The following is an 18,837-nucleotide window of genomic DNA, read 5'->3' as shown; positions in this document are numbered from 1 at the left end:
AAAAAAGGGCTAAAATGGCGAAAAGTTACATCTGCGTCTTTGACTGCGAGACGATACCTGATGCAAATTTGATAAGAAAAATTTACGGCATTGATGGGAGCGACGAAGATGTGAGCGTGCAGGCGATGGCCTTGCAAAAAGAGGCCAGCGGGAGTGAGTTTTTGCCTGTGATGTTTCATAGAGTGGTCGCGATCTCTGCGGTGATGGCCGATGAGTACGGCAAATTTTTAAAAGTCAGCACGATGGAGGGCAAGGACGAGCGCGAGATCATCGCTAAATTTTTAAAATTTATAAATGATTATAACCCAAGGCTCGTTAGCTTTAACGGCCGTGGTTTTGACCTGCCAATGCTTATGGTGCGTGCGATGCGCTACAACCTAAATGCAGCGGCATATTATGAGAGCGAGAACAAAGAGCTAAACAAAAACAAATGGGAAAATTATAGGGCAAGGTATTCGCCTAAATTTCACCTTGATCTGCTTGATTTTATAAGCGATTTTGGAAGCGTAAGAGGGCTAAAGCTCGATACGCTTTGCGCTAGCTTAAATTTACCTGGCAAATACGACGTGCACGGCGATCAGGTGCTTGAGCTATACTACGCAGGCGAGCTTGATAAGATAAATGAATACTGCGAAAGCGATGTGCTCAACACCTACTGGCTATTTTTGAAATTTGAGCTTTTGCAGGCAAATATCTTGCAAGATGACTACATAAATCACCTAAACGTGATGAGCGAATTTCTAGCCAAAAACTGCGCTCACAGGGGATATAGCGGGGTCTTTTGCTCTGCGATAAGCGACGAGCTAGAAAGAATTTCTGGCAAGCTAGACTACGAGATAAAGGTAGATAAAGAGGCTTTGGAATTTAGCGAATTTGATGATGTAAGGCCGATTAGCAAAGAGGAGCTAAACCGCGATATGCTGGGCGGTCTGCTAAAAAAAGCAAGCGATCTAAAGCCAAAAGAGCCAAAGAGCAAGACACTTTTTGAAGAGAAAGTGCCTGAGATAAATTTAGACGACGAATAAGCCAAAATGAAAGGAAAAATATGAAAATTTTAGTAACTGGAACAGCTGGATTTATAGGATTTCACCTTGCAAATGCCCTTGTGGGACGTGGAGATGAGGTTGTTGGATATGACGTGATAAATGACTATTACGACGTAAATTTAAAGCTTGCACGCCTAAAAACGGCTGGTTTTGACGTGAGCGAGATAGACTACGGCAAGCTTATCGTCTCAAAAACGCATGCAAATTTAAAATTTATAAAAGCAGACCTCGCTGATGAAAAGACGATGAAAGAGCTTTTTGCTAAAGAGAAATTTGACGTTGTGGTAAATTTAGCCGCACAAGCTGGCGTTCGCTACTCGCTCATAAATCCAAAAGCCTACATCGATAGCAACATCACAGGCTTTATGAACATCCTCGAGTGCTGCCGCCACAATGAGATCAAAAATTTAGTCTATGCAAGCTCTAGCTCGGTTTACGGCTTAAATGAAAACATGCCATTTTCTACACACGAGGGAGTCAATCACCCAATAAGCCTCTACGCAGCGACTAAAAAGAGCAATGAGATGATGGCGCACACTTACAGCCATCTATTTAACGTGCCAACGACTGGACTTCGCTTTTTTACGGTTTATGGACCATGGGGACGCCCTGATATGGCGCTATTTTTGTTCGTTGATGCCGCACTTAAAGATAAGAGCATCGACGTCTTTAACTATGGCAAGATGAAGCGCGATTTTACCTACGTGGACGACATCGTAAAGGGTATCATCAAGTGCATCGACAACCCAGCTAAGCCAAATCCAGCTTGGGACGCAAAGCACCCAGACCCTGCCACTTCAAAAGCGCCGTTTAAGGTCTATAATATCGGCAACAACAGCCCAGTCGAGCTCATGGACTACATTAAGGCAGTTGAGATAAAGATCGGCCGTGAGATCAAGAAAAATTTTCTCCCGCTTCAAGCAGGCGATGTGCCAGCGACATTTGCAGACGTGAGCGACTTAGTGGCTGACTTTGACTACAAACCAAATACAAAAGTAAATGACGGTGTGGCTAAATTTGTTGAGTGGTATAGCGAGTTTTACGGCATAAAAATTTGAAATTTATAGCCCTTTTCTTAGCATTTTGCCTTAGCTTTGCCTTTGGAGCAGGGCAGGGCAAGTTTGAACTGCTGCGTCTTAGTGAATTTAAAGATCAAAACGTCTCAGGCTGGCTAGCTAGCGAGAAGCTTGATGGTGTGCGTGCCTACTGGGACGGAGAGAATTTACTCTCAAGGCAGGGTAAAAGGCTAAATGCACCGCAAAGTTTTACTAAAAATTTCCCAAAATTTGCACTTGATGGCGAGCTTTATGCAAAAGAGCTTAAATTTGAAGAAATTCAAGCGACCGTGATGGATAAGCTGCCAGATGAAAAGGCGTGGGGCAGGCTTAAATTTCACATTTTTGACGTGCCGGAGGCAAGTGGTGGCTTGCTTGATAGGCTTGAAGTTTTGGCCAAATTTCTAAAAAATGAGCCAAATGACAATTTAACCATCATAAAACAGATAAAAATGCGCGATAACGCCCAGTTTTTAAAATTTACAAAGGACATTATCGCAAGAGGCGGCGAGGGAGCAGTCGTGCGTGAGCCAAATGCGCCCTACGAGCGAAAACGAAGCAAAAATGCACTTAAATTTAAGAAATTTAAAGACGCTGAGTGCGAGGTTGTTTCTATAAATAAAGGCAGCGGCAAATACGCAAATCTTGCTGGTTCGCTCACCTGCAAGGCGCTTGGCGGCAAAGATGATAAAGAAAAAGCTGGCGAGCCAAAAGAGGGTACTATCTTTAAAATAGGCTCAGGACTAAGCGACGAGCAACGCACAAATCCCCCAAAGATAGGCTCTATCATCACATATAAATTTCAAAATTTAACCTCTAATGGCAAGCCAAGATTTCCTATATTTTTAAGGGTTAGAGAGGATTAAATTTCGTCTATGGTCTCTTTTAACGCCCTAAAAGAGCTAAACTGTGCCTCCTTATCAAAAATGAAACTTTGAGCCATGATCTCATCGACTTCAAGTCTATTTTGAAACTCTAAAATTTGCTCTTTAACGCTTTGTTTTGAGCCTATAAAAGAGCATGCCATCATCTCTTCTGTGACGATTCTCTCTCTATTTTTTAGCTCTATTTGCCTAAAGTCGATCGGACCAAAATGTGGAGCTTTGGCGCCTGTTTTGCCACTTATAGCAAAGACCTCGTCGTTATCCTTTTTTGGTGGTTGCAAATACTCTTTTTCGCCAGTGACCACGTTTAAGAAAAACTGCGTTTGTGTAGTTGCCAAACTCTTTGCTAGCTCGTCACTTTGGGCTATTATCACATTTGCTCCTGCGATAACATAAGGAGTGGCAAGAAACGCAGAAGCCTTAAAATTCTGACGATAAATTTCTACTGCTTTTTCTAGCGCACGTGGTGCAAAGTGCGACGCAAAGGCGTAAGGCAGGCCAAACTCAGCTGCCACGTATGCGCTATATATGCTTGAGCCAAGTATGTAGATGGGCGGAAATTTTTCAATTTTTGGATAGGCTTTCACGGCTCTTTTGGCGTTAAAATAGTCCATTAGCTCGTTTATCTGCAGGTCAAACTCTATCTCTCTTGCGCCTCGTCTAAGCACTGCGGCTGTATCTTGGTCAGTCCCTGGAGCTCTGCCTAGCCCAAGATCGACGCGGTTAGGAAATATCGTCTCAAGGGTGGCGTACTGCTCTGCGATAGAGTAGGGGCTGTGGTTTGGTAGCATCACGCCACCAGAGCCCACACGCAGGCTTTTTGTGTGCTCTAAAATGTGCGCGATGATGAGCTGCGTGGCTGAGCTTGCTAAGTTTCTCATATTGTGATGCTCAGCGATCCAGTAGCGCTTTATGCCGATATCTTCGGCAAATTTAGCCAATCTAACGGCCGCGTCTATGGCAGCTTTTGCGTCACCGCCTTGCTTTATTGGTAGTAAATTTAATATCGAGACTTCCATTCTTATCCTTTTTTTTAGATGAAGGATTATAAAGATTAAATTTAAAATAGATTGTAAGTCTATTTTAAATTTATAAAGGCAAATATCTATTTTGCAGCTTTTAGGTAAATTTTAAAAACTAACCTTGCTTTACTTTTGCTTTACTCTATTTTTGATAAAATTACACACTTTTAATGAAAGGCTTAAACTTGAAAATTTTAGTAACAGGTGGAGCTGGATACATCGGCAGCCACGTAGTAAAAGCACTTTTAAAGCAAGGCAAAGATGAGATAACCATCATCGACAATCTCTGCAAGGGCTCACAAAAAGCACTTGAGGCACTCCAAAAGATAGGAAATTTCAAATTTATAAATGCAAATTTAGAGGATGATCTAAGCGAAATTTTTGCAAATGGCAAATTTGACGCGATTATCCATTTTGCAGCGTTTATCGAGGTCTTTGAGAGTATGAGCGAGCCGCTAAAATACTATCTAAACAACACCGCAAACGTCGCAAGGGTGCTAAGATACGCAAAAACTTACAATGTAAATAAATTTATATTTAGCTCAACTGCCGCAGTTTATGGCGAGCCAGACGTGGCGGAGGTGAGCGAGACAACACCTACAAATCCGATAAATCCATACGGCAGAAGCAAGCTCATGAGCGAGCAGATCATAAAAGATTACGCTGCGTCAAATGAAAATTTCAAATTTGCGATTTTGCGCTATTTTAACGTAGCAGGTGCAGACGAAGAGGGACTTATCGGTCAAAACTATCCAAACGCCACGCACCTTATCAAAGTAGCCGTCCAAACAGCACTTGGCAAGCGTGAGAGCATGGGTATCTTTGGCGATGACTATGCGACGAAAGATGGCACTTGTGTTAGAGACTACATCCACGTTAGCGACCTAGCAGATGCTCATATAAGCGCGCTGGAGTATATCGGAGAAAACGGCAGCGAAACCTTTAACGTGGGATACGGCAGGGGATTTAGCGTAAAAGAGGTGATCGAGAGCGCAAAAAAGGTAAGCGGAGTAAATTTCAAGGTGCAAAATGCGCCAAGAAGGGACGGCGACCCAGCTATCCTCATCTCAAACGCAAGCAAACTGCGCTCGCTAACAAGCTGGAAGCCAAAAAGAGACGATCTAGCGCTCATCATAAAAACTGCCCTTGAGTGGGAAAAGAGAATTTAGGGGAAAACATGAAAATAGCAGTAATTGGAACCGGATATGTTGGACTAGTAAGTGGTGCGTGTTTTGCCAAAATGGGCAATAGCGTCATCTGCGTCGATGTCGATAGCAAAAAGATCGAGGCACTAAAAAACGGCGTCGTGCCTATATATGAGCCTGGGCTTGCTGATATCGTGAGTGAGTGCTACAAAAATGGCTCGCTTAAATTTAGCACGCAGATAACCGAGGCGCTAGAGCATGCAGATGTGCTATTTATCGCAGTTGGCACGCCTATGGGCGCTGACGGGCAGGCGGATTTAAAATATGTGCTTTCAGTTGCCAAATCGATCGGAGAAAATTTAAGCAAACCGCTAATCGTAGTCGATAAATCAACCGTTCCAGTGGGCACTGGAGCTAAGGTGCATGAGGTGATCGAAGCTGAGCTTAAAAAGAGAAATTTAGATGTTAAATTTGAAGTCGTCTCAAACCCAGAGTTTTTAAAAGAGGGCGCGGCGGTTGAGGACTTTTTAAAGCCAGACCGCGTTGTTATCGGAGCTAGCAGCGAGTGGGGCTTTAGCGTGATGAGGGAGCTTTATGAGCCATTTATGAAAAATCACGACAGGCTCATTTGCATGGACGTAAAGTCAGCCGAGATGACAAAATACGCTGCAAATTCGATGTTAGCAACCAAAATAAGCTTTATAAACGAGATAGCAAATATCTGCGAACGCGTGGGCGCTGATGTAAATTTGGTAAGAAAGGGCATCGGCAGCGACTCAAGGATCGGATATAGCTTCATCTATCCAGGCTGCGGATATGGCGGTAGTTGCTTTCCAAAAGACGTCGAGGCGCTCATCTATACAGCTAGACAAAATGGCTTTGAGCCAGAGCTTTTAAACGCGGTCGAGTCAAGAAATAAGGCTCAAAAAAGAGTGCTATTTGATAAAATTTATAACTTTTTTGGCGGCGATCTAAAGGGCAAGACGATCGCACTTTGGGGGCTTGCGTTTAAGCCAAATACCGATGATATGAGAGAGGCTAGCTCGCTAACTTTGATAAAGCTTTTAGACGAGGCTGGTGCAAAAGTGGTCGCTTACGATCCAAAAGCGAGCGAAGAAGCTAAAAAATATATGCCAAATTTAGATGTGAAATATGCTAAAAATAAATATGACGCTCTTAATAACGCCGATGCAATGGTGCTTGTGACAGAGTGGAGTGAGTTTAGATCGCCTGATTTTATGGAGATCAAAGAGAGGTTAAAAAATGCTGTCATATTTGATGGACGCAACCAGTATAACGCTAAAGCTTTAGCTGAGCATGGCTTTAAGTATTTTCAGATAGGCGTCAAAGCATGAGGCAAATTTTACTTTTTCTCATAGCTTGTTTATTGCCTTTTTCGCTTTTAGCTAGCGATGCGGCAGGCAAAAGTGAAGCCAAGACGCAAGAGCAGGTTTTTGAGCTGCCTATCTCAAAGATGCCGGTTGATTATTTTAAATATGAAGTTGCATTTTTTAAAGAGATGCAAACGGATTGCGAATTTGCTATGCTAGGGGGCGGACATTTAGATAAAAAAGAGGATAAAAGCGGGGTTTATTATGAATTTAGCGCAGATGATGAACCGCTTAAACCTTGCAATGGCAAAAATAAAAAGAGGCAAATTTATTATGAATTTACCCAAATTTTGCCTGGCATTAGCCCCATTAAGATCGTAACTCCGCAAGGCGTGGGCGCAGAGATAAGAATTTATGAACGTATAAAAACAATAAAACCAAAAATTTTAAAAAGGAAAGAGAAATGAAAATAGCAGTAGTAGGACTTGGATATGTGGGACTTCCACTAGCAGCAGCTTTTAGTGAAAAGTACGAAGTAGTCGGCTTTGACGTAAATGCAAAACGTATAGAAGAGCTTAAAAGTGGCTATGATAGAACGCTTGAACTTAGCAACGAGCAGATGAAAAAAGCGATCGATAATGGCATGAAATTTAGCCTAAATTTAGATGACATCAGAAGTTGCAACTTCTTTATCGTAACCGTCCCAACTCCGATAGATAAGAACAAACGCCCTGATCTAACCCCAGTGGTAAAAGCGACTGAGAGCGTGGCAAAAGTGCTTAAAAAAGGCGACATCGTTGTCTATGAGAGCACCGTTTATCCAGGCGTTACAGAAGAAATTTGCGTGCCACTTCTTGAAAAGAGTGGGCTTAAATTTAACAAAGACTTCTTCTGCGGCTACTCTCCAGAGCGCATAAACCCAGGCGATAAAGAGCACACTGTTACAAAGATCAAAAAGATCACAAGTGGCTCAACTCCAGAGATCGCTGACAAGGTCGATGAAATTTATCGCTCTATCATCACAGCTGGCACTCACAAAGCTTCAAGTATCAAAGTAGCAGAGGCCGCAAAGGTCATCGAAAACACTCAGCGCGACATCAACATCGCCTTTATAAACGAGCTTGCGATGCTCTTTGAAAAGCTTCACATAAACACCATAGACGTGCTTGAGGCTGCGGGCACTAAGTGGAATTTCTTAAATTTCCGCCCAGGTCTAGTCGGCGGTCACTGCATCGGCGTAGATCCATACTATCTAACTCACAAAGCTCAAGAGGTAGGCTACAACCCTGAAATGATCCTAGCAGGTCGCCGCATCAACGATGATATGGGTAGATACGCAGCCGATCAAGTGATAAAACTAATGATAAGAAAAGGCGTGCTTATCAACAAAGCGCGCGTGCTTGTTCTTGGTATGACATTTAAAGAAAACTGCCCAGATATAAGAAACTCTCGCGTTATAGACGTGGTTGATGAGCTAAAAGACTTTGGCTGCAAGGTTGATGTGACTGATCCTTGGGCTGATAGCGCTGAGGTAAAACACGAGTACGGCTTTGATCTAGTAAAAGAGTATAACCTAGACGACTACGACTGCATCGTGATCGCCGTAGCTCATAATGAATTTAAAAAGCTCAACCTAAAAGGCCACTTGGTTTATGATATAAAAAATATCTACCCAGAGGCTGACGCTAGGCTGTAAGGAATTTAGTGCACAAAGTAAGCGTAAATTGTAAAATTTTACTTATCTTTCTAGCTGCTTATCTGTTTGGATTTGCAGCTAGGATGCTTTGGGTATTGTGGGCAAAGGATATGCCAGAGTTTTACTTTAATGGCGAATTCATGCTTACGACAAATGACGCATATTATTACGCAGAGGGCGCTAGAGATATGCTTGCTGACTTTCATCAGCAAAATGACTTTAGCCCCTTTAATCACCCAATCTCAACCATAGTTTTTTATATTTGCAAAATTTTACCTTTCAAGATCGAAAGCGTGATGTTTTATATGAGCGCGCTTTTAGCACCCCTTATCGCGCTTCCAGTTATCTTGATATCAAGTGAGTTTAAAGCCTTAAAAGCTGGGGCTGTGGCTGCATTTATGAGCGTTATCTTGCCAGGCTATCTTGTAAGAACGTCGCTTGGTTACTTTGATAGCGATATGCTAAATGTCACATTTGCGCTTTTTATCATCTATCTTTTGATCAGACTTTTAAATGCAAATGAACAAAAATTTATCGTTTTACCCAGCCTTTTTGTATCGCTTTATCTTTGGTGGTATCAAAGCTCTTATGCCCTTATTTTAAGCATCATTTTTATCTTTTTTATCTACACGCTTGCTTTTATGCGAAGCAGGATAGAAAACTACCAAGCGATATTTTTTATGTTTATAAGCATTGTTAGCTTCAATATTTTTTCAAAAGATCCACTCATCGCAAATAAAATTTTGATTTTAAATTTAGCGGTTATTGCTTCATTTTACGCCATTTTTTGCAAATATAAAAAACTACTTTCACCTAGAAATTTAAGCATTTTTCTAGCTATTATGCTAGCTATTTTTATCTATTTTGGTGGTTTTGATTTTGTCATTTCAAAGATTGGCAGTTACGTTTTAAAAAGCAGCTCAGAGGTTGCAAGTAAATTTCACTTTATAAGCGAATACACACTAATTGACGAGGTAAAAAGCGCTAGCCCTTTATATTTTGTCTATTTCATGGCTGGAAATATCCTTATTTTGCTAGCTGCAGTGATTGGCTATTTACTGCTTTGCTTTAAATTTCGCCCATTTTTACTTAGCTTGCCACTGCTTGGACTTGGCGCTTTATCGCTATTTGGCGGAGTTAGATTTGCTATGTATATAACGCCGCTTGTTGCACTTGGTTTTGGGTATTTCTTACACTTTTTTTTAAATTTATTTGACCTTAGAAAATCTCTTAAAAATTTATCCTTTTTTATCTTTTCGGCTGCTGCGCTTGCCCCAAATTTAGAGATCGCCTACTCTTATAGACCGCATACTTTGATCACGCACGATGAGGCAATGGCACTTGATCAGTTAAAAAAGGCTGCAAAGCGCGATGACTACGTGCTTTCGTGGTGGGATTATGGATATGCAGTAAGATACTTTGCTGATGTTAAGACGCTAAATGATCCTGGCAGGCAAGGCGGCGAGAACGGCTATTTTGTTAGCCTTGCTTTAAGAAAAGATGAGGCAACCTCAGCCAAACTAGCTAGAGTAGTGAGCGAGTATAGCGACATCTCGCTTGATAAAAATACTAGACTTGCTGAAGAGATTTTAAAAGAACACAACACAAGCGACCTAAACCTCTTTTTAAGCCAGCTTGAAAGCGCAAATTTTACTCTGCCAGCGGCAAAAAAAGAGGTTTTTTACTATCTTGTGCCAGATATGATAGATATCGCTCCAAACATCTTTAGATATAGCTACATCGATGTTATGAGTGGCGAGCGGCCAAAAGAGGAGTTTTTTTACTACATTAGCCCTATAAATAGCGTTAGCGAGGCTGGCATAGACCTTGGAAATGGCTATATCTTACCACTAAAAGAGCCAAAATTTATCACACAAAACGGCGAAAAAGTGGCGGTAAAGTCCTTTTATAAGATAAAAGGCTCTGGTAAAGAGCTACAAATAGACGAGAAAACTATCGACGAAAAGGCGAAAATTTCTGTTTTATTTTTAGAGGACTATGCGCGCGTGGTTTTAGTTGATGAAAATGCCTTAAATTCAGCCCTTGTGCAGCTTTTTATATTTGAGCGAGCAGATGAGCGATACTTTGAGCCATTTATCATCTCAAGTGGCGTAAAAATTTACAGGTTAAAAGTCTAATGCTGATCAATCTAATAAGCTCAATCGTCGTTTTTATCGTATCAATGGGCATAAATTTCTTTCTTACGCCATTTATCTTAAAAAGCCTTGGCAACGAGGCATTTGGCTTTGTAGGCCTTAGCAACGCCATCGTTAGCTACGCAGCGGTCGTAAGTGTAGCCATAAACTCGGTAAGCGGGCGCTTTGTCGCTCATGCGTGGCACAAAAAAGATCTAAGCCTTGCAAACACCTACTACTCATCAGTGCTTGTTGTAAATATCTTCTTTTGCGCCGTTGTCGTGGCAATTAGCTCCATTTTTATACTAAATTTGCAAAGCTTTTTAAACGTCCCTGAAAATTTACTCTTTGACGTGAGAATGACCCTTGTTTTTTACTTTATAAATTTCTGCGTTGGGCTATTTAACGGCGTTTTGACGGTTTGTGCTTTTGTGACAAACAAGCTCTACCTACTCTCCATCAGAAACGCCATCTCAAGCATGGTCCTAGCAGCCCTCATCGTGGCGCTCTTTTTCTTTTTTAAGCCATTTATCTCATATATCGCCATTTCAGCGCTAGTTGCTAACCTTTTTGTCTTTTTTAGCACCATTTTTATGTCAGCTCGCATCACGCCAGAGCTAAAATTTAGCCTTAGTAAATTTGACTTTTCTAAGATAAAAGAGCTTTTAAGCTCTGGCATTTGGAACAGCTTTAATGCGCTAAACCGCATACTTTTAACAGGCATGGATCTTTTTATCTGCAACATTTTTGTCAATGCAAACGCCACTGGTCTTCTTTCAGTCGCCAAGGCCGCTCCTATCATACTGGAGAGCTTTGTGGCGCAGCTTAGCGGTATCTTTGCGCCAAAATTTGTCGAGCTTTACTCTAAAAATTTGATCACGGACCTCATAAAAGAGGCTAAATTTTCGATGAAGGTGATCGCCTTTGTGATGAGCGCTCCGGCCGCATTTTTCGTCGTTTTTGGGCTTGATTTTTACACGCTTTGGCTACCTTTTAAGAGCGCAGATGAGGTCAAATTTATCTACAACGTCTCGATGATCACGCTAGTGCCGATCGTATTTATAAGCTTTGTTTTTTCTCTTTTTAACCTTGATAGCGCGACAAACAAGCTTCGCCGCCCAGCCATTGCCAACACTATCCTTGGCGTTAGCACGATCATAGCGCAGATCGCACTGCTTAAATTTAGTGACTACGGCGTTTATGGTATCGTCATCGTCGCAGCCATTTTTTATAGCATAAGAATTCTTGGCTTTGACCTCATAAATGCCGCCTTAAATTTAGAGGTGAGGCTCACCACGTTTTACGGGGTTTATTTTAAAAATTTAGCCGTTTTTGCGCTATGCGTGCTTGTGATGTTTGCCTGCAAGGACTTTGTAAGCCTAAATAACTGGCTAAAATTTGCTATCTTTGCTGCGATATACGCCAGCGCAGCTTATATTTTGGGATATTTTTTGTTTTTTAATGCCTTCGAGCGAGGCATAGTCTGGCGTAAAATTTTAAAAAAAATTAAAAGGTCTTAAATGAATGAAATTTACCTGATCTCTTTGGCAAAAGATACCAAAAGGCGCGAGCTTTTGCAGCAGAAATTTAGCTCTTATGATAGCTTTAATCTAATAGACGCAGTTGATGGCAGGGAGCTAAACGCAAGGGAGTACTACAAGATCATTTCGCCGTCATTTAAAGCTTATGGCAAGGTTTTAAGCCCAGCAGAAGTTGGCTGTTCGCTCTCGCACGTGAAAGCCTACGAAGCGTTTTTGGCAAGCGAGGCTAAATTTGCCCTCATCTTTGAAGACGACGTGATAGGAGATGATCAGGCTATAAAAGAGGCCTTTTTGGCAGCTAGCAAGATGCCAGAAGAGAGCGTGCTGATATGTGGCATGCAAGATGGGCTGGAGGGCAGGTTTAGCGCCTTTGGCAAAAAGGTGGATACTAGCCTAAGTAAGCCGCTTTGGCAGGTCTCAAAGCACTCATTTTCGAGCATTTATAGAGCAGGGGCTTATGTGCTAACTAAAAAAAGCGCTAAGAATTTGCTTGAAATTCATAAACGTGCGCTTTGCACGACCGATGTTTGGGACTATTTGCTTGGCGTTAATGATATGCAGATGTATTTTTGCGATCTTTTTGCGCACCCAACTGATCTTAGTGGCTCAAACATCGAGGGCGAGCGCCTTGAGAGAGGATATAGCGCAAATTTAAAGGCCTACATCAAGACAATTAAATTTATACTTTTCTCAAGGCTTGAAAAGTTTCAAGGCTATGAGAGAATTTTTAAAAGGGGCTAAATGAGCGAGCCATTAATCAGCATCGTAACCGCGACTTACAAGCGTCCAGAGCTTTTAAAAAAGGCGATAAAAAGCGCTCTAGCTCAAAGCTATAAAAACCTAGAGATCATAATCACTGATGACGGCGATGACGAGAGTGCGAGTGAAATTTGCAAGAGTTTTAATGACGCAAGGATCAAATTTGTAAAAAACAGCACTCACAAAAAGAGCCCAAATGGCAATAAAAATAACGGCTTTGACAACGCAACAGGCGAGTTTGTCTGCTTGCTTGACGATGACGATGAGCTTTTGCCAGAGGCGATTGCCCAGTGCTATGAAATTTTAAAAGGTGGCGAGTATTCGTGCGTTTTTGCAGACGCGATCTGCGAGAAAGATGGCGTGATGACAGAGATCGTGGCTGGTAGAAGCCCATATAGCAAGAGTGGGGCGATGAGCAAGGTTGATTATCATTGTGGACGGATAAATGGCGAGTATTTTAAGCTTTTTTCGCGTGAATTTATAGACGGCTTTAGGTTTGATGAGAGTAGTTTTGGAGGCGAAAATGAGCTTTATATCCGCTTTTTTGAAAAAAATGTCTTTTATCTTAAAAAGCCACTTTACATCTATCGTATCGCAAGAAGTGATAGTGCGACGCTAAATGCTGGCAAACACGCGTTAAACGTGGCAAACGCCTACATAAAAACAGCAAATTTGCACTACGACATCGCTATAAAAAATGAGCCAAAATTTCTAGCTATGCAGTATAAAAACGCCGCTTACTACGCCAAAATAGCAGGTGAATATGGGCTGATGCTAAGGTGTATCTTTAAAAGTCTTAGCATTAAATTTAGTAAAGAAGCGTTTGTTTTCTTACTACTTAGCCCGCTTCCAAGTGGCATTTTACCGGCACTTTCAAGACTTAGAGTGAAGATCAAGCAAAGGTTTGGCGTATGAAGATATTATTTGTCACATCAACGCTTAGAAGTGGCGGTGCGGAGCGAGTTTGCGCGGTGATCGCATCAAGATTTAGCGTGGATCATGATGTAAGCCTTGTTAAATTTGACAAAGACGAGCCATTTTACGAGCTAGCAAGCGGCGTGAAGCTCATAAATTTAGGCGTTGGGGCTGATGAGCTTGGCTTGGTTGGAAATTTAAAAAAGAGAGTTTCAAAGGTGCTTGCCTTAAGAGCGCTCATAAGAGAGGGCAAATTTGACGCTGTGATATCCTTTTTAGACGCCGTAAATACCTTGGTGCTCTTTAGCTCGGCTGGGCTAAAAACGCCTATAATCATAAGCGAGCACACAAACTATCTTGCGCCAAAAAGAGCCATTTTTAAGGTGCTAAGACGCATAAGTTATCCATTTGCAAACGCACTTAGCGTCCTAAGCGACGAGGATCTAGGACATTACTCAAAATTTTGCAAAAATGTGATGAAAATTTACAACCCACTCTTTGAAAAGGTGCGCAGTGAGAGCTTTGCTAAAGAAAATTTGATCATTTTTGTTGGCAGGCTAAATAAGATAAAAAACTGCGAAATGTTTGTAAGAGTGGCTGCAAATTTAAAGCAAAGCGGCTATAAATTTGCTGTCGCTGGAGACGGCGGAGAGAGGGCAAATTTAGAAAATTTAGCTAAAAGCTTGGGCGCTGATGTCCAGTTTTTAGGCAATGTTAGCGACATCGCCTCGCTTTATAAAAGGGCAAAGGTGCTGCTCTCTTGCTCAAATTTCGAGGGTCTTGGAAACACCTTGATAGAGGCGATAAACTACGACTGTGTGCGGGTTGCGACAAGAACTAGCGGGGCAAAAGAGCTTATAAAAGATGGTTTTGATGGTTTGCTTTGTGAGATAAATGACGCTGATCAGATGAGCGAAAAGCTTGCAAATTTGCTGCAAGATGAGGCAAAAATGGGCGAATTTGCTAAAAATGCAAGAGCTAGACTTGATGAGTTTAGTGTGGAGCAAATTTATAAAAAATGGCTGGAGCTTTTAAAGCTTGGAGGTGTAAAGTGAAAATTCTTTTTGTCATAGCCGCACTTAGAAATGGCGGAGCTGAACGTGTGCTAAACGTGCTTGCAAACGAGCTTTGCAAAGACAATGAGATCACTATCGCTCTTCTTGAAGAGGACCTTGGGCTTTATAAATTTAGTGAAAAGATAAATATCATAAACCTTAATGTGACTGGCTCAGGGCTTGCTTTAAAATTTAAAAAAATCCTCGCTCTTAGAGCGCTTTTTAAAGAGCAAAGGGCTGATCTGATAATGAGCTTTATCGACTGGACAAACGTCGCTTGTGTGCTGGCAAATGCTGGACTAAAGAGCAAACTAATAGCAACCGAGCATCACGAGCACAGCTACCTAAAAAGCAAAATCGCAAGCGCTATGCGTGATATTAGCTACCGCTTTGTAGATGGCTTAAGCGTGCTAAGTAAAAGCGACTACGACTACTATAAATTTGCCAAAAACCGCGAGGTTATCCACAACCCACTCTTTATCGACGTGTCTGAAATTTGTGAGAAGCAAAATGTCATCTTAAGCGTGGCGAGGCTGGAGGCGGTCAAGGGCTATGATATCTATTTTGAAGCGCTTAGCAAGGTGGATAAGAGCTTGCTTGATGGCTGGGAGATAAAGATCGCGGGTAGTGGCAGGCAGGAGACTGAACTGAAGCAAATGGCGTCAAATTTAGGGCTTAATATCAAATTTCTAGGCCATATGAGCGACGTCACAAAGCTTTATAGCGAGGCAAAAATTTTTACTCTTAGCTCAAGAAGCGAGGGGCTTTCAAATGTGCTAATAGAATCAGGCGCTTTTGGTTGCACTAGGCTAAGTAGCGACACTGTGGGCGCAAGAGAGCTTATAAGTGACGGCACAGACGGGCTTATCTTTAAAAATGGAGATGCAAATGATCTAAAAGAGAAGCTTGAGATGCTTTTAAAAGATGAAAATTTAAGGCAAAAACTAGCAAAAAACGCCAGCGAAAGTGCAAATTTATTTAGCAAAGAAAATATCATCAAGCAGTGGCGAGAATTTATAAAAAAGGTTGTTAGCAAGTGAAAAAATTAGCCGTTTTTTTATACTCGATGGGGCCTGGCGGGGCTGAGCGAAATGTGGCAAATTTACTGCCATTTTTGGTAAAACGTTATGAAGTTCATCTCATCTTAATGAGCAAGGTCATCGCTTACGAGATCCCAAGCGAGGTGCAGATCCACTTTATAGAAAATAGCGATCCTTACGAGAGTGGGCTAAAGAAGCTTGCAAGGCTCTTTTTAGCGATGCCAATGCTTGCCTTTAAATATAAAAATCTTTGTCAAAGCTTAAACATCGACACGCAGTTTGTGCTGATGAACCGCCCTTGTTATATCGCTGGGGTTGCTAGGATTTTAGGGCTAAAGGCTAGGCTAGTTATCAGCGAGCGAAGCTGTCCGTCGATCCTATATAAAGACGATCTAAGCGGGCGAGTTAATAAATTTTTACTCACTCATCTTTATAAAAAAGCTGATCTAATCCTTGCAAATGCAGCTGGCAACAAAGAGGATCTGGTGCGAAATTTTGGCATGAGCGAAGCAAAAACAAAGGTGTTTTATAACGCCCTTGATCTAAAAACTATAAATTTGCTAAAAGATGAGCCGCTTGAGGATGGCTTTAAGCCATTTTTCATAAACATAGGCCGCCTTGATAGCGGTAAAAATCAAGCCATGCTAATAAAAATAATTGCCTCCATTAGCGACCCTCGTGCCACGCTTGGCATCCTTGGCAAAGGGCCTTTAAAAGATGAGTTACAAAATTTGATAGACAAATTTGGTGTGAGTGATCGAGTAAAGCTTCTTGGCACTGATAAAAACCCTTTTAGGCACATAAAAAATGCCTCTTGCTTGCTTTGTGCTTCGCGTTTTGAGGGCTTTTCAAATGTGCTTTTGGAGGCACTTGCATGCGAAAAAACTATCATCTCAACCGAGCACAAGAGCGGCGCAAAGGAGCTTTTGGGCGATAGCGAGTTTGGCATCTTAGTGCCAGTTGATGACGAAAATGCGATGAAAGAGGCGATGATAAAGGTGCTTAACGAGCCAGAAATAAGGCAAAATTTTGAAAATGTTGCGTATAATCGGGCTAAATTTTTTGATAGTGAAAATATAGCGAGCAAGCTTATAAATTTTTTGGAAAATCCTAATGAATAGAAATTTATTTTTTAAAAATTACTCTTTATACCTTATGATATTTGCAGCGGTCATCTTTGGCATGGTTTGCAGGCTTTACTGGGTCTTTTGGGCGAGCGAGTATCCAGTCTTTTTTTGGAACAACGAGCTGATGATCAGCACAAACGACGGCTACGCATTTGCCGAGGGAGCAAGGGATATGCTGGCTGGCTTTCACCAAGAAAACGACCTTAGCTACTATGGCTATCCGCTCTCGACGCTTACTTACTGGATCGTGAAATTTCTAGGCGTCAAGCTTGAGACGGCGATGATTTATATGAGTGTATTTTTCTCGTCGCTTGTGGCTGTGCCTGTTATCTTGATCGCAAATGAATACAAAGCAAAAATGGCTGGCTTCATCGCTGCACTTCTTGCAGTGATCGCAAATAGCTACTACAACCGCACGATGGCTGGTTACTACGACACCGACATGCTCATCATCCCGCTTAGCGTCTTTGTCGTTTGGGGACTTATTAGAGTGCTTGAGAAAAAGGACGCAAAGAGCCTGATAATAGCACCTTTAAGCGTGCTTATTTATATGTGGTGGTATATGAGTGCGTTTTCGCTTATTAGCATTTTAACTGGACTATTTTTACTTTACACGCTCATTTTTGATAGGAAAAATCCACTTTTTTACCTTGAAATTTCTCTGCTTTTACTTGCTATCTCAAACCTTGATCTAACTCTTAAATTTATCGTTGTTATCGTTATTTACGCACTTTGCCTATTTAAAAAAGATGTGATAAATTTAAAAATTGCTCTTGGCATTTTGGCGATTATCTTTGTCGTTTTTGTCATCCGTGGTGGGCTAAATCCGATAATCTTTCAGCTTAAATTTTACGTCTTTAGAGATGCGCCTGAAGTTGGCGGTATGAGCTTTCACTTTTTTAATGTCAATCAAACTATCCAAGAGTCAAGCGTCGTTGATTTTACGCTATTTTGCGAGAGGATAAGCGCAAATGTCATCACATTTTTGATCTCACTTGCTGGCGTCGCTCTGTTTTGCTACAAGCACCGCTCATTTGCCGTCTCGCTTGGCATGCTTGCACTTGGCTTTTTGGCCTTTAAAAGCGGCCTTAGATTTACCATTTATGCTGTGCCTATCATGGCGCTTGGCTTTGGCTACTTAGTAGAGTTCGTGCTTGCAAATTTAAAGCTAAAAGAGGCAGTTTTAAATCTCATAAGAGCCTTCATAGCAGCTCTAGTGCTTGCTCCAGCGCTCATTCACATCTATGGCTACAAGGCTGAGCCAGTCTTTGTAAATAAAGAGGTTGAAATTTTAAATAAGCTAAAAGGTATTGCAGGACGCGAGGACTACGTGGTTGCGTGGTGGGACTATGGATATCCGATTAGATATTATAGCGATGTTAAGACGCTAATTGACGGCGGAAAGCACCTTGGACGTGAAAATTTTGCCGTGAGCTTTGCGCTTGGAAGCGACGAGATGAGCTCGGCAAATATGGCAAGGCTCGATGTAGAATACACTGAGCGAAATTTCAAAGAACACTTTAATGGCAACTTGGCTCAAATTTTAAAAGATAGAAATTTAAGCGTTGATCAGTTTTTTAGCGAGATAAAAGAGGCAAATTTTAGCCTACCAGCAAAGAGCAGAGAGATATATTATTACCTGCCAGATAGGATGCTTAGCATCTTCCCGACCATTTTGCAGTTTAGCAAGATCGATCTAAAAAGTGGTAAAAACCTAAACAACGGACTTTTCATCACCACTAGAGCGATCTCGCAAAGCGAAAAGGGCATTAGGCTAAGTGGTGGATTTACTCTATCAAGCGATGTCACAAATTTGATCTATGATGGCAATGTCTTGCCACTAAGATCTTTCATAGAGACCGACTACAACGAGGCTGGCAAGCTAAACGTAAAAGAGTATAAAAATAATGAAAGTTCAAACATTTCTGTCATTTTTATGAGGGATTATGGTAGATTTATCATCCTTGATGAGAGCATTTTAAATAGCGCCTACATACAGCTTTTCGTGCTTGAAAGATACGATCCTAAGGTCTTTGAGCCAGTCATACTTGATGGGGCGGCAAAAGTTTATAGGCTAAAGAGGTAG

At 41.6% G+C, this 18,837-nt stretch carries 16 protein-coding genes; 15 read left to right on the top strand and 1 reads right to left on the bottom strand.

What is annotated here, in order from left to right; all coding sequences use genetic code 11:
• Positions 1 to 14 precede the first annotated feature (14 nt).
• The 3 genes from CVS86_RS07770 to CVS86_RS07760 are packed head-to-tail and all read left to right on the top strand — an operon-like array spanning position 15 to position 2,967.
• The gene (locus CVS86_RS07770) at positions 15 to 1,025 is read left to right on the top strand and encodes a 3'-5' exonuclease (RefSeq protein WP_107791510.1); all 1,011 of its coding nucleotides are present in this window, start codon (positions 15 to 17) and stop codon (positions 1,023 to 1,025) included.
• A gap of 20 nt (positions 1,026 to 1,045) precedes the next feature.
• Positions 1,046 to 2,104 (top strand): NAD-dependent epimerase, encoded by a 1,059-nt coding sequence (locus CVS86_RS07765; RefSeq protein WP_107791509.1) that lies wholly within the window; start codon positions 1,046 to 1,048, stop codon positions 2,102 to 2,104.
• Positions 2,101 to 2,967: a DNA ligase gene (locus CVS86_RS07760; protein ID WP_413784225.1), complete on the top strand. Its 867-nt coding sequence runs from the start codon at positions 2,101 to 2,103 to the stop codon at positions 2,965 to 2,967. The genes CVS86_RS07765 and CVS86_RS07760 overlap by 4 nt, the downstream gene beginning before the upstream one ends.
• Here CVS86_RS07760 and CVS86_RS07755 read toward each other — a convergent pair.
• Complete coding sequence (locus CVS86_RS07755) at positions 2,964 to 4,004, bottom strand: LLM class flavin-dependent oxidoreductase (RefSeq protein ID WP_103617190.1); 1,041 nt, start codon at positions 4,002 to 4,004, stop codon at positions 2,964 to 2,966. The genes CVS86_RS07760 and CVS86_RS07755 overlap by 4 nt on opposite strands.
• A gap of 188 nt (positions 4,005 to 4,192) precedes the next feature.
• Between CVS86_RS07755 and galE the strand changes: the two genes are divergently transcribed.
• The 12 genes from galE to CVS86_RS07695 are packed head-to-tail and all read left to right on the top strand — an operon-like array spanning position 4,193 to position 18,837.
• Positions 4,193 to 5,176 carry a UDP-glucose 4-epimerase GalE gene (gene galE, locus CVS86_RS07750; RefSeq protein ID WP_103617189.1) on the top strand — a complete coding sequence of 328 codons (984 nt, stop codon included), beginning with the start codon at positions 4,193 to 4,195 and terminating at the stop codon, positions 5,174 to 5,176.
• An 8-nt stretch (positions 5,177 to 5,184) separates the two neighbouring features.
• Positions 5,185 to 6,507 (top strand): UDP-glucose dehydrogenase family protein, encoded by a 1,323-nt coding sequence (locus CVS86_RS07745; protein WP_103617188.1) that lies wholly within the window; start codon positions 5,185 to 5,187, stop codon positions 6,505 to 6,507.
• Positions 6,504 to 6,950 carry an ecotin gene (locus CVS86_RS07740; protein WP_107791508.1) on the top strand — a complete coding sequence of 149 codons (447 nt, stop codon included), beginning with the start codon at positions 6,504 to 6,506 and terminating at the stop codon, positions 6,948 to 6,950. The genes CVS86_RS07745 and CVS86_RS07740 overlap by 4 nt, the downstream gene beginning before the upstream one ends.
• On the top strand, positions 6,947 to 8,179 hold the full coding sequence (locus CVS86_RS07735; RefSeq protein WP_002939912.1) for a nucleotide sugar dehydrogenase: 1,233 nt from the start codon (positions 6,947 to 6,949) through the stop codon (positions 8,177 to 8,179). The genes CVS86_RS07740 and CVS86_RS07735 overlap by 4 nt, the downstream gene beginning before the upstream one ends.
• 8 nt (positions 8,180 to 8,187) lie before the next feature.
• Complete coding sequence (locus CVS86_RS07730; RefSeq protein WP_107791507.1) at positions 8,188 to 10,317, top strand: STT3 domain-containing protein; 2,130 nt, start codon at positions 8,188 to 8,190, stop codon at positions 10,315 to 10,317.
• Positions 10,317 to 11,834, top strand: coding sequence for an MATE family efflux transporter (locus tag CVS86_RS07725; protein ID WP_107791506.1), 1,518 nt, complete (start codon positions 10,317 to 10,319; stop codon positions 11,832 to 11,834). The genes CVS86_RS07730 and CVS86_RS07725 overlap by 1 nt, the downstream gene beginning before the upstream one ends.
• Positions 11,835 to 12,596, top strand: coding sequence for a glycosyltransferase family 25 protein (locus tag CVS86_RS07720; RefSeq protein ID WP_107791505.1), 762 nt, complete (start codon positions 11,835 to 11,837; stop codon positions 12,594 to 12,596). It abuts the gene before it with no gap.
• Positions 12,597 to 13,529, top strand: a complete 933-nt coding sequence (locus CVS86_RS07715; RefSeq protein WP_107791504.1) for a glycosyltransferase family 2 protein — start codon at positions 12,597 to 12,599, stop codon at positions 13,527 to 13,529.
• The gene (locus CVS86_RS07710) at positions 13,526 to 14,584 is read left to right on the top strand and encodes a glycosyltransferase (RefSeq protein ID WP_107791503.1); all 1,059 of its coding nucleotides are present in this window, start codon (positions 13,526 to 13,528) and stop codon (positions 14,582 to 14,584) included. The genes CVS86_RS07715 and CVS86_RS07710 overlap by 4 nt, the downstream gene beginning before the upstream one ends.
• Positions 14,581 to 15,624, top strand: a complete 1,044-nt coding sequence (locus CVS86_RS07705; protein WP_107791502.1) for a glycosyltransferase — start codon at positions 14,581 to 14,583, stop codon at positions 15,622 to 15,624. Before CVS86_RS07710 ends, CVS86_RS07705 begins: the two co-directional genes overlap by 4 nt.
• Positions 15,621 to 16,745, top strand: a complete 1,125-nt coding sequence (locus CVS86_RS07700) for a glycosyltransferase (RefSeq protein ID WP_107791501.1) — start codon at positions 15,621 to 15,623, stop codon at positions 16,743 to 16,745. The genes CVS86_RS07705 and CVS86_RS07700 overlap by 4 nt, the downstream gene beginning before the upstream one ends.
• Positions 16,738 to 18,837, top strand: a complete 2,100-nt coding sequence (locus CVS86_RS07695) for an STT3 domain-containing protein (RefSeq protein ID WP_107791500.1) — start codon at positions 16,738 to 16,740, stop codon at positions 18,835 to 18,837. The genes CVS86_RS07700 and CVS86_RS07695 overlap by 8 nt, the downstream gene beginning before the upstream one ends.

It is taken from the genome of Campylobacter concisus, assembly GCF_003048605.1.
Classification (GTDB): domain Bacteria; phylum Campylobacterota; class Campylobacteria; order Campylobacterales; family Campylobacteraceae; genus Campylobacter_A; species Campylobacter_A concisus_BM.
Note: the sequence above shows the minus strand (reverse complement) of the source record. Positions and strands in the feature narration are given on the sequence as shown.